Source organism: Frankia sp. CeD (assembly GCF_000732115.1).
Classification (GTDB): domain Bacteria; phylum Actinomycetota; class Actinomycetes; order Frankiales; family Frankiaceae; genus Frankia; species Frankia casuarinae.
On the sequence record NZ_JPGU01000016.1, the window covers coordinates 26,705 to 38,157 of the forward strand.

General features: G+C 72.7%; 10 protein-coding genes and 1 pseudogene (1 of these 11 cut by a window edge). 7 read left to right on the forward strand and 4 right to left on the reverse strand.

What is annotated here, in order from left to right:
- Nucleotides 1-56: 56 nt before the first annotated feature.
- A complete protein-coding gene (locus tag CED_RS11145) occupies nucleotides 57-635 on the reverse strand; it encodes a suppressor of fused domain protein (protein ID WP_011438193.1) in 579 nt (192 codons plus the stop codon).
- A 113-nt stretch (nucleotides 636-748) separates the two neighbouring features.
- Between CED_RS11145 and CED_RS11150 the strand changes: the two genes are divergently transcribed.
- From CED_RS11150 to CED_RS11160, 3 genes are all read left to right on the forward strand, one after another.
- Nucleotides 749-2,257: a TerD family protein gene (locus tag CED_RS11150; RefSeq protein WP_035910410.1), complete on the forward strand. Its 1,509-nt coding sequence runs from the start codon at nucleotides 749-751 to the stop codon at nucleotides 2,255-2,257.
- Nucleotides 2,258-2,450: 193 nt separating this feature from the next.
- The gene (locus CED_RS11155) at nucleotides 2,451-3,794 is read left to right on the forward strand and encodes a magnesium transporter MgtE N-terminal domain-containing protein (protein ID WP_035910413.1); all 1,344 of its coding nucleotides are present in this window, start codon (nucleotides 2,451-2,453) and stop codon (nucleotides 3,792-3,794) included.
- Nucleotides 3,791-4,429 (forward strand): DUF1003 domain-containing protein, encoded by a 639-nt coding sequence (locus CED_RS11160; protein ID WP_035910359.1) that lies wholly within the window; start codon nucleotides 3,791-3,793, stop codon nucleotides 4,427-4,429. The genes CED_RS11155 and CED_RS11160 overlap by 4 nt, the downstream gene beginning before the upstream one ends.
- Nucleotides 4,430-4,497: 68 nt before the next feature.
- On the opposite strand, the gene CED_RS11165 is transcribed toward CED_RS11160, so the two are convergent.
- Nucleotides 4,498-4,779 (reverse strand): chorismate mutase, encoded by a 282-nt coding sequence (locus tag CED_RS11165; RefSeq protein ID WP_011438189.1) that lies wholly within the window; start codon nucleotides 4,777-4,779, stop codon nucleotides 4,498-4,500.
- Nucleotides 4,780-5,182: 403 nt separating this feature from the next.
- On the opposite strand from CED_RS11165, the gene CED_RS11170 reads away from it, so the two are divergent.
- Nucleotides 5,183-6,028, forward strand: coding sequence for a PD-(D/E)XK nuclease family protein (locus CED_RS11170; RefSeq protein WP_023841351.1), 846 nt, complete (start codon nucleotides 5,183-5,185; stop codon nucleotides 6,026-6,028).
- 126 nt (nucleotides 6,029-6,154) lie between these two features.
- Nucleotides 6,155-7,372 carry a pyridoxal phosphate-dependent aminotransferase gene (locus CED_RS11175; RefSeq protein WP_011438187.1) on the forward strand — a complete coding sequence of 406 codons (1,218 nt, stop codon included), beginning with the start codon at nucleotides 6,155-6,157 and terminating at the stop codon, nucleotides 7,370-7,372.
- Here the strand turns inward: CED_RS11175 and CED_RS11180 are convergent.
- A complete protein-coding gene (locus CED_RS11180; RefSeq protein WP_035910361.1) occupies nucleotides 7,359-7,991 on the reverse strand; it encodes a hypothetical protein in 633 nt (210 codons plus the stop codon). The two genes, CED_RS11175 and CED_RS11180, sit on opposite strands and share 14 nt — an antisense overlap.
- A gap of 53 nt (nucleotides 7,992-8,044) precedes the next feature.
- Here CED_RS11180 and CED_RS11185 point away from each other — a divergent pair, with 53 nt between their 5' ends.
- Nucleotides 8,045-8,419: an antibiotic biosynthesis monooxygenase gene (locus CED_RS11185; protein ID WP_035910362.1), complete on the forward strand. Its 375-nt coding sequence runs from the start codon at nucleotides 8,045-8,047 to the stop codon at nucleotides 8,417-8,419.
- Nucleotides 8,420-8,594: 175 nt separating this feature from the next.
- On the forward strand, nucleotides 8,595-9,575 hold the full coding sequence (locus CED_RS11190) for a ParA family protein (RefSeq protein ID WP_011438184.1): 981 nt from the start codon (nucleotides 8,595-8,597) through the stop codon (nucleotides 9,573-9,575).
- A 457-nt stretch (nucleotides 9,576-10,032) separates the two neighbouring features.
- Here the strand turns inward: CED_RS11190 and CED_RS11200 are convergent.
- A pseudogene (locus CED_RS11200) lies at nucleotides 10,033-11,453 on the reverse strand (DEAD/DEAH box helicase) (it continues 529 nt past the right edge of the window).

The following is an 11,453-nucleotide window of genomic DNA, read 5'->3' on the forward strand; positions in this document are numbered from 1 at the left end:
AGTGGAAACGGATGAACTCGCGGCCCGTTCACAGCGGATCACCCCCACGCCGGGGGTCAGCCGAGATGGACCTCCCGGCGGCCGGGGTCGCGCAGATCCGTCCCGGCCGCCAGCCACCGCTGGTGCAGCGCGTCCGGGCCGTGCACCCGCTTGTAGGCGGACTCGTTGGGGGTCATCGGAAGCAGGGGGAGAAAGCGGACAGGTGCGAGCCCGGTGGCGAGATCGGGGATGAGCCCGCCGGGCTCGCCGACGAGCACCGCGGTGAACGGTGCGCCGTCCCAGAGCGGTTCCCCGAGATCCAGGCCGGACCCGGGAGCCACCGGACGGCCCTCGACCGTCGGGACGGCGGCCAGCACGGCCAACCGCCGCAGCACGCTGTCGCGCCGCCCGCGCAGGGACAGCACGAGTTCGGCCCGCGGGCCGGCGGGGTCGCGCACGGTCGTCGTCGCCGCCGTCATCGGCTCCCGGGACATACCCAGGGTGAGATAGCGGATGACGCCCGCCTGGTCCGGGCCGAACCGCAGCACCTCGATCTGGTCGGTGCCGAGGAACGTGACCGCGGCCCGACCGGTGTCCGGTCCGAAGAGCGCCGCCGCATGCTCCTCGACCGATCGCAGGATCGCGCTGTCGCTCACCAGGCCGATGCCCCGCCACGTTGTTCCATACCTGCGATCGTATGGTCGGCAGTGATCCCGGGAACCGTCGTGGCCGGTGCGGGAGTTATCGTGGTGCGACGTTGGAGGGGTTCATGGCACAGATGCTGACCAAGGGCGGCAACGCCGCGTTGCCCACTACCGACGTCCGGGTCGAGATCGCCTCGTCGAGTCCGCTGGACATCGCGGCGATCCTGGTGACCATCCACGGCAAGGTGCGCACCGACGACGACTTCGTCTTTTTCAACCAGCCGACGGGTCCCGGGGTGCGTCTCGTACCGCCGTCCGCGCTGGAGTGCACGTTGGCCGCGGTCCCGCCGGAGATGGACAAGGTGGTCGTCACCGGGAGTCTCGACGGCAGCGGGCCGGCCACCTTCGCCGCCCTGCGCGGCCTGAGCATCGTGGTGCGGGACGCGCGTGGCGGCGCCGAGCTCGTCCGCTTCGATCCGTCCGGGCTGAGCAGCGAGACGGCGCTGATTCTCGTCGAGCTCTACCGGCGCGCCGGGACCTGGAAGGTGCGGGCGGTCGGCCAAGGCTACGCCTCGGGGCTGGCCGGCATCGCGACTGACTTCGGCATCACCGTCGACGNCCCCGGCACCTCCGAGGCCGCGACGCAGGTCGTGCAGCCNCCCGTGGCCCCGCCCCACCCGCAGGCAGCCCCGGCACCGTACGGCACGCCCCCGGGCGGTCGGCAGTGGGGTCCGCCGCCTCCCGCGCCGACCCCGGCGGGGGGCCCGCGGTGGGGGTCGCAGCCGGGCGGTCAGCAGTGGGGTCCGCCGCCTCCCGCGCCGGGAGCGCCCGGTCAGCCGCAGTGGGGGACACCGCAGCCCCCGCCCGGTCAACAGTGGGGTCCGCCGCCGCCCCCGCCCGCTCAGCCGCAGTGGGGTCCGCCGCCCGCGCCGACCCCGGCGGGGGGCCCGCAGTGGGGGTCGCAGCCGGGCGGTCAGCAGTGGGGGTCGCAGCCGGGTGGTCAGCAGTGGGGTCCGCCGCCTCCCGCGCCGGGAGCGCCCGGTCAGCAGGGTGGCCGGGTGAACCTGGACAAGGGGCGGGTATCGCTCGCCAAGGGGCAGAGCGTCTCGCTGGTGAAGACCGGCGCGCCGCCGCTCACCCGGGTCCGGATGGGCCTTGGGTGGGATCCGGCCCAGCACGGGAAGTCGATCGACCTCGACGCGTCCTGCATCCTGTTCGACGAGCGCGGCAAGGACGTCGACAAGGTCTGGTTCATGTCCAAGAAAGGCGCCCGGGGAGCCGTGCGCCACTCCGGGGACAACCTGACCGGCCATGGCGAAGGGGACGACGAGACAATCTTGNTCGATCTCGGTGCCCTGCCGGGGAACGTCGTCACCCTGATCTTCACGGTGAACAGTTTCCAGGGACAGACCTTCATCGAGGTGCGTAACGCCTACTGCCGGTTGTATGACGATCTCACCGGGCAGGAGCTTGTCCGGTTCGACCTGTCCGACTCCAAGCCGTCCACCGGACTGGTGATGTGCCGGGTGCAGCGCGATCGCGGGGCTCCCACCTGGTCGATGACGGCGATCGGGGAGTTCCATGACGGCAAGACCGTCCGCGCCATGGTCAATCCGTCGAGGCAGTACCTGTAGGCAGTGCCTGTAGGCCGATCCCCGGCCCCGGAACGCCGGGCGGTTTGCCGGCGGCCCGCGCGACGGTGTTGATCCGGCCGACCTCTCCGGGTTGTGGGATGTCCCGGGCCGGGTAACCTCCGGCCGTGAACAGGTCTGCAGCGCCGTCGTGGGCCGGTGTGTTGCACTTCGCAGGCATCGCCCGGTGATGGGCATGGTCTCCCGCCCGGCCCCGTCCCGCGTCTACTGCCGCCGGCTGGCGGGCCTGCTCGTCCTGGACCCGAACGGCGACCAGGTCGGCAGGGTGCGCGATGTGATCGCGACGCTGCGACTCGGGCATGAGCCGCCCCGCGTCCTGGGCCTGGCCGTCGAGGTCCAACGCCGACCGATCTTCGTGCCGATGAGCCGGGTCACCGGGGTGGAGTCGGGCGCGGTGGTGCTGTCCTCGGCCCGGCTGAGCTGGCGGCGTTTCCAACAGCGCCCGAACGAGACCCGGGTGCTCGGCGAGCTGCTCGACCGGCGGGTGACGCTCATCTCGTCCGGTGTCGAGGNGACCGTCGTCGACGCCGCGATCGAACTGGTCCGCGGCGGCGACTGGGTGCTCGACCAGGTGGCGGTGCGGGTCGGCCGGGGCCGGCGCGGCGAGGTGAAGACGGTTGCCTGGGACGAGGTCACCGGCTTCTCGCTGCCCGAGGAGGGGCAGGGGGCCGCGAACCTGCTCGCTGCGTTCGAGAAGCTGCGGCCCGCCGACCTCGCGTCGCTGCTGCATGACCTGTCCGAGAAACGGCGCGCGGAGGTCGCCGCCGCCCTTGACGACGAGCGGCTTGCCGACGTCCTCGAGGAGCTGCCGGAGGACGAGCAGGTCGAGCTGCTCGGGGGACTCGCCGACGAGCGGGCCGCCGACGTGCTGGAGGCGATGGGCCCCGACGACGCGGCGGACCTGCTGGGCGAGCTGCCCGCCGACGACGCGGAGCGTCTCCTGCGGCTGATGGAGCCCGACGAGGCCGCCGGCGTGCGCCGTCTGCTGCTCTACGCCGACGACACGGCCGGCGGCATGATGACCAGCGAGCCGGTCGTGCTCGCCCCGAACGCGACGGTCGCCGAGGCGCTGGCCCGCATCCGCGAACCCGAGCTTTCCCCGGCGCTCGCCGCGCAGGTCTACGTGGTGCGTCCGCCCTACGAGACGCCCACCGGCCGCTACCTCGGTCTCGCCCACTTCCAGCGGCTGCTGCGTGAGCCGCCGGCGACCCTGGTCGGTGGCGTGATCGACGTCGACATCGCCTCGCTGCGGCCGGAGACCCCGCTGGCCGAGGTCACCCGTCATCTGGCGTCCTACAACCTGGTGGCGGCACCGGTTCTCGACCGCGCCGGCCGGCTCGTCGGCGTCGTCACCGTCGACGACGTGCTCGACCACCTGCTTCCCGCGAACTGGCGGGAGCGACAGCTCGACGCGGACGTGGATGCGCGGGCGNCCCCNGGGGCACTGNCNCCGCCCGCCGCGGGCGACGTGGAACCAGGCTCCCGCGGTGAGGCGGGCAGCTCCCCGGCCGCCTCATGAGAGGTCTGGGAGGTCTGGGAGGTCTGGGACGTCTGGGAGGTCTGGGACGTCTGGGAGGTCTGGGATGTCTGGGACGTCTGGGACGCCGCCGGCCGCGAGGCGCCCGCCTCGATCAGCCGCGGCTGTCCCGGCGGTCCGCCCTGCGCTCCGCCTACGAGCCGGACGCCTTCGGGCGGATCGCGGAGCGGGTGGCGCGTTTCATCGGCACGGCCCGGTACCTCGTTGCGCAGAGCGTCGTGATTGTGCTGTGGGTCGCTTACAACATCATCGCCCCGCAGTCCGTCCGGTTCGACAATTTCCCGTTCATCTTTCTGACGTTGGTCCTGTCGCTGCAGGCCGCGTACGCGGCACCGCTCATCCTGTTGGCGCAGAACCGCCAGGATGACCGGGACCGCGCGAACCTCGCCCAGGACCGCGAGCAGACCATCCGTAACCGCGAGGACACCGAATACCTCGCCCGCGAACTGGCCGCGATGCGCATCACGATCGGCGAGCTCGCCACCCGGGACTTTCTGCGTTCGGAGCTGCGGGGGTTGCTCGCGGAGCTGGAGGGGCCGGACGGTGACCGGGCGAAGGACCGCGACCGGGAACGCCGACGGCGGCGGGGGGGCGAGCGTTCGTTACGTCCGCCGTGATGATCGGGCCGGTGCGGCGGGCTGGTGCGAACGGCGGCCGCGCGCCGCACCGGCGGATACCCNGGNGCCTACCGCACGGTACCGCGGCAGAGCGTCAGCACCGCCATCGCGATCTCGACCCCACGAGGCCCCAGCTTGTCCGCCCAGATCGCGATGATCTCGTTCTCCCGGGCGTGCTGGATGCGAGGCCCGCCCTCGGCCGAGCGCAGCGCTTGGATCTGCTGGGACAGATCCCGCCGGGTCGCGACGAGATCACGCAGCTGAGCATCGATGTCATCGATGAGCTGTCGTCCCTCGTCGATCGAGGCGATGGCCGGCGCGGTGCTGGGGGCGTCGACGACGTTCTCCACAAGTGGGCCTTTCGGTCGGAGGCCCGGCGCACCCCAGGCCGAGACAACCCGGAGGCGGACCGGGCCTGGGTCTGGCGCTTGTGCCGCGTGAGATCAGCGGCGGAGCGGGGACCGTGCCCGGTCCCCATAAAACAGCCGTAGCGACGTGCCGTGACATGCGAGTCGGCGGCACGTGAGTCGACTGCACTGCATGGCAAGAGCATGCCAGCCGCGCGCCGATTCGTCCAGGAGCCTGATCTCTTGGGTACCCTCCACCCTGGCTCTTGGGTAACCCCCACCCCGACTAATCCCTCGCCTTGATTAACCCCTCGCCTTGATTAACCCCTCGCCTTGACTCGGGCGGCGCCGCCCGAGCGGGCGTCCGGTAACCGAGGCGAGGCCGGTAGAGACTATAGAGTGAGTGATGGCGCAACTGGAGCTCACCGGCCTGCCCCGCCGGCTTTTTTCCTGCACGCCGTCGCGGCTGGCGGCCTTCGAGGACTGCCCCCGCCGGTACCGGATGACGTATCTGGACCGGCCGCGGCCGCCCAAGGGGCCGCCCTGGGCGCACACCTCCTTCGGCGTCAGCGTGCACAACGCGCTGCGACGCTGGTGGGAGGGGCCGATCGAGCAACGGGTCCCACAGCGGGCCGCGGCGCTGTTGCGGTTGCTGTGGGTCGACGAGGGTTTCCGGGACGGTGAGCAGTCGTACCGGTGGCGCGAGCGCGGCGCGCGGATGGCGCATGACTATGTCGCGCACCTCGATCCGGCGGCCGAGCCGCGCGGGGTCGAGCGTTCGGTCGCGGCCCGTACCGAGGCGCTGGCCTTCTCCGGACGGGTGGACCGTCTCGACGACCGGGACGGGGAGCTGGTCGTCGTCGACTACAAGACCGGACGCCGGCCGGTCACCGACGACGATGCGCGATCGTCCCCGGCGCTCGCGCTCTACGCCCTGGCCGCCGGGCGGATGCTGCGCCAACCATGCCGGCGGGTCGAGCTGCACCACGTGCCCAGTGGGCGGGTCGCGGCCGCCGAGCACACCGAGGCGAGCATCGCCCGGCACGTGCGGCGGGCGGAGTCGGTCGCGGCGGACGCCGTGCGCGCGACGGAGGCCCTGCGGGCGGGTGAGGATCCGCAACGGGCGTTTCCGCCGAGCCCCGGCCCCCTGTGCTCGTGGTGCGATTTCCGCAGCCACTGCCCCGAGGGGCAGGCGGCCGGCCCCGAACGCCAGCCCTGGGACGCCCTCGGCGACGAGGGCGACGAGGACTGAGGCATCGGCGTACCAGGGCGCCGGCGACCGGCGGGNCGGNNCGNACACCGGGNCNNCCCNGACACCGGGNCGGCCCGGACACCGGGGCGCCGGACACCGGGCCGGGAGAGGCGTCATCATGAGACGGTGCCCGACCAGACCGCCACGCCCGCCCGGCCGCGGGTCTCCGCGAAGGCCGCGACCTTCACCGAATCGGTGATCCGGGAGATGACCCGGCTCGCTCTCGCGCACGACGCCGTGAACCTCGCGCAGGGCTTCCCCGACTTCGCCTGCCCGCCGCAGCTCAAGGAGGCGGCCAAGGCCGCCATCGACGCGGACGTGAACCAGTACGCCATCACGTGGGGAGCCGCGGAGTTCCGCGCCGCCGTTGCCGCGAAGGTGGCCGGAACCTACCCGGGCTGGTCGGTCGACCCCGACACCGAGATCTGTGTGACCTGCGGCTCCACCGAGGCGATGATCGCGGCGATGCTTGCGCTGGTCGACCCCGGCGACGAAGTGATCATGTTCGAGCCGTTCTACGAGAACTACGGCCCGGACGCGATCCTCTCCGGCGCCCGGCCGAAGCTCGTCCGCCTGCATGCCCCGGACTGGACGATCGACGAGGCGGAGCTGCGTGCGGCGTTCTCCGACCGCACCCGCGCCATCGTGCTGAACACCCCGCACAACCCGACCGGCAAGGTGCTGCGCCGCGCCGAATTGGACCTCGTCGCCGAGCTCTGCCAGCGCCACGACGCGCTCGTGTTCACCGACGAGATCTACGAGCACATCCATTACCTGGGCCCGGGCGGCCACATCCCGCCGGCCACCGTTCCCGGGTTGGAGGACCGCACCGTCACCATCAATGCGCTGTCCAAGACCTACGCGGTGACCGGCTGGCGGGTCGGCTGGACGATCGCGCCCGCCGCCTACACCTCGGCGATCCGCAAGGTGCACGACTTCCTCACCGTCGGGGCGGCGGCACCGTTGCAGGCCGGCGGGGTGGCGGCGATGAACCTGCCGCAGACGTACTACGTCGATCTCGCCCGGCAGTACCGGGAACGGCGGGACCTGCTCTGCGCGGCCCTCGCCCGGACCGGCTTCACCTTCCGGGAACCGGACGGGGCGTACTACGTGATGTGCGACACCCGCGCGCTCGACCCGGCCGGTGACGACGTGGCCTTCGCTCGCCGGCTGGCCACCGGGATCGGGGTCGCCACCGTTCCCGGCTCGTCGTTCTTCGCGGACCCGGCGGACGGCCGCCACATCATCCGGTTCGGCTTCCCCAAGAAGCTCACGACCCTGGAGGCCGCGGCGCGGCGGCTTGCCCGTCTCACCCCGGCGGCTACCCCGGCTACCCCGGGTTGAGGCCTGTCCCAGGCGGCTGGGGCATCGGGTAGCCGGCTTCGGCCGCCCGGGTATGCCCCGCGTGCAGCTCCCGGTCCAGCGCTGTCAGCTGACCGTGTGTCCCGCCGCGCAGCGATCGGCCGGCCAGTCGCGGGCGAGCGGCCATCTCATCGGGCGACGGCGGCGCGTACCGCCCGCGCAGGTATTCCCCGATCCNCCGGGCCTGGGCGGCCGCGAGCCGCGCGGGACCCGCGACATGGAACAGCCAGGGAACCTCGAGATCGAAGACCTCGCCGAAACGGGCCGAGCCCGTCCCGGCCGGACCTAGCCGCGCCGCCGGGCCGGTGAGCACCACGGCCTCGAAAACGCCGAGCGGGTGGGCTTCGCCATCCGGCTGGGGAGCGCCATGCACCTCAAAAGGCGGACCGAGCGCGGCGGCTCCGACCAGGCGCAACGTAGCGGGAGTCACGGCGACGACACGATCAGTCAGATCGTGCGTGGCGAGTTCGGCGAGGGACGGCGGCGGCGCGGGGCCCTCGGAGAACGCGGTGACGGTCAGCCCACCGTCGGCGAGTGTGATTGTCGCGGCGGCTCCGGCGGCATCGAGACCGAGGACGGCGACACGGGGAAGACCTGGCACGTCGGGGGACTCTAGCGGTGCGGTGATGGATCCCGCGCACTACGGTTGAAGACATGAGCGTTGTCAAGATCAACGTGTTGACCGTGCCCGCAGAGCTGCGAGACACCCTGGAGAAGCGGTTCGCCGGCCGCGCCGGGATGGTGGAGCAGGCCGACGGGTNTGAATGGTTCGAGCTGCTGCGCCCGATCGAGGGCACGGACACCTACCTCGTCTACACCCGTTGGCGTAGCGAGGAGGACTTCCAGAAGTGGCAGTCCTCGCAGGCGTTCGGTGAGGGCCACCGGCAGGCCGCGGAGCAGACCGCGGCCGGTCAGGGCGCTCCGGCGGGCCACGGGGCCCCGGCGGGGGGGCAGGGTGCCCCCGCGGCCACCGCGGCCACGCTGTGGTCGTTCGAGGTGGTGCAGNCCGCCGCCCCCGCCTCGAACTGACCCGCGCCCGGCGGCGCACACCGGATGAGACGAGTGGTACCCCGGGATCCACCGGGGTTGCGGATGGCTGGTCGGTGTCCGACTTAGGGTGATTGCGGAGTGGCCTCNGGGGCGCGTCGAGATTTTCGCTCGTCAAGTGTTGTGACGGATCGGTCACGCCCCCACACTGATCGGTGTGGCCCGAGTACTCGCTGTTGCGAATCAGAAGGGCGGCGTTGCCAAGACGACCTCCGTGTCGAGTCTCGGTGCCGCGCTGTGCGAGCTGGACCGTCGGGTCCTGCTGGTCGATCTCGACCCACAGGCATGTCTGACCTTTTCGCTCGGGCTGGATCCGGATGCCCTCGAACTGTCGGTGCACGACGTCCTGTTGGGACGGTTGTCCGCCGGCATCATCATCACCAGGACACCGGACGGCACCGATCTGCTGCCCGCGACCATCGAGCTGGCGGGTTGCGAGGCGGTACTGCTGTCACGCACCGGGCGGGAGCACGCGCTGCGGCTCGCCCTCGCCGAGATCGTCGACGAGTACGACTTCATCCTCATCGACTGCCCGCCCTCCCTGGGCGTGCTCACCATCAACGGGTTGACGGCGGCGGACGAGGTCATCGTGCCGCTGCAGTGCGAGACGTTGTCCCACCGCGGCGTCGGCCAGCTGTTGGACACGGTGCACGACGTGCAGCGGCTGACCAATCCCGGCCTGCGGGTCCGCGGCGTGCTGCCGACCTTGTTCGACGGTCGCACGGCGCACTGCCGGGCGGTGCTCGCCGACGTCTCCGCCCGGTACGACATCGCGGTGCTGGCGCCGCCGGTAGCCCGCTCGGTGCGCTTCGCCGAGGCGCCGGGAACGGGGCGGTCCATCCTGACGACCGCACGGCGCTCCAAGGGGGCCGAGGCCTACCGGTCGCATGCCCGTGCCATCGCCGGGGTTGCGGGGGTGGGCACGGCTGCCGGCATCGCTGGCATCGCTGGCATCGCTGACCCTGCCGGAACCGCGGTTGGACAGGCCGCCGAAACCGTTGACGGCCCGGGGGCCACCTCGCCCGGTCGGCGGCAACGCCCTCGGGAGGGGGACGGCCAACCCGCGGGCATGCGGGACCATTCCCGCCCTCCGGTGCAGGTCGGNGAACCGACCTGCACCGGNGAGGTGCGGGTGTGAGCCGACGGTGAACGAGCTCGGGCGGACACCCGGCCGGGTGCCGGGCGGGAGGCAGGCGCAGGACCGGGCGACGGCCNGGTTCGACCGGCTGCGTCCGCGTGGCGCCCGGTCTCCCCTGGTCACTCCGGTTCGCGCGAGATCAACGGTGGGTCGCGACGCGCATGGAAAGCGTGCGTTGTACAGCGGCGTCCGCCCCGTGACACCGCCGAACACCAGCCTGACCGTCAACTGCTCCCGATGCGGGCAGACCAGCTCCCTCGGCGCCTGGCACGCGCTGCGCGTCCTGACGCCGAGCGTCCATCTACCGCTGGTCCGGCTCCGGCATCCCTCCTTGGTGCGCTGTCCCTCGTGCCGGCGGCTGAGCTGGGTCCGGCTGGGCCTGCATTTTCGGCCCGCGGGCTGACGACCCCCGCGGACCGGCGACCCCCGCGGGTATGCGGGGCCGGGGGCCGGGGTGTCAGGCCGACTCGGCTCGGGGTGGCGCGTCGGCGTCGGCCTCGGTGCCGTCGCCGGCCTCCCGCATCGTGCCCGTGCCGCGGCCACGGTTGCCGCGCCGCCGGCGCCGGCGGCGCGGCGACTCCTCGGCCTCGACGCCCGTCTCCGAGGCCAGGGCGGAGACGACGCGGGCGGTGTCGGTGTCCGTGTCGGTGAGCGGGGCGGTCCCGGTGAACTCGACCAGCCCGGTCTGCCCGGCACCGTCCACCACGGGTGCGCCGGCCTTCCGGCCGTCCTCGTCGACCGGGTCCGCCGGGTCCGCCGGGTCCGCGGCGATGGCCAGCCCCGCNCCCGCGGCCGCCGCACCACCGCCGCGGGTGCGCCGACGGGCGCGAGTCCGGGTCGGCACCGCCGCCGGCTCGGAACGGTCCTGGTCACGCCCGGTCCGCGAGCCGCGGCGCCCGCCGCGACCGGACTGCCCGAGATCCTCGATGTCCTCGGCCGCGAGCCCGGCGCGGGTCCGCGCCGCGTGCGGCAGGGTGCCCTTCGCGCCCGCCGGGATGCCGAGCGCCTCGTACAGGTGGGGGGAGGTGGAATAGGTTTCCACCGGGCCATCGAACGGCAGGGCGAGCGCCTTGTTGACGAGCGTCCACCGCGGCAGGTCGTCCCAGTCGACGAAGGTGATGGCCACCCCGCTCTCGCCCGCCCGACCGGTGCGGCCGATGCGGTGCAGATAGACGTTCTCGTCTTCGGGGCACTGGTAGTTGACCACGTGGGTGACACCGTTGATGTCGATGCCCCGGGCGGCCACGTCGGTGGCGACCAGGACGTCGACCTTGCCGGAGCGGAAGGCGCGCAGCGCCTGCNCGCGCTGGCCCTGGCCCAGGTCGCCGTGCACCGCCGCGGCCGCGAAGCCGCGCTTGGCGAGGTCCTCGGCGACCTTGTCCGCGGTGCGCCTGGTCCGCACGAACACCATGGCGAGCCCCCGGCCGCCGGCCTGCAGGACCCGGGCCAGCACCTCCATCTTGTCCAGCGCGTGGGCGCGGAAGACGTGCTGACGGGTGGTCGGGACCGTGCGCCCCTCATCCGGCTGTTCCGCGCGGACGTGCACGGGCCGTTTCATGAACCGCCGGGCCAGGGAGATGACCGGGCCGGGCATGGTCGCGGAGAACAGCATCGTCTGCCGCTCGGTCGGCAGCTGCGACATGATGCGCTCGACGTCCGGCAGGAAGCCGAGGTCGAGCATCTCGTCGGCCTCGTCGAGCACCAGGGTGCCGACGCCGGCCAGGTCGAGCACGTGCTGGCGGGCGAGATCCAGCAGGCGGCCGGGCGTGCCGACGACGATGTCGACCCCGGCGCGCAGCGCGGACAGCTGCGGCTCGTAGGCACGCCCGCCGTAGACGGACAGCACCCGCAGGCCACGGCGGGCGCCGGCGCGGGNNA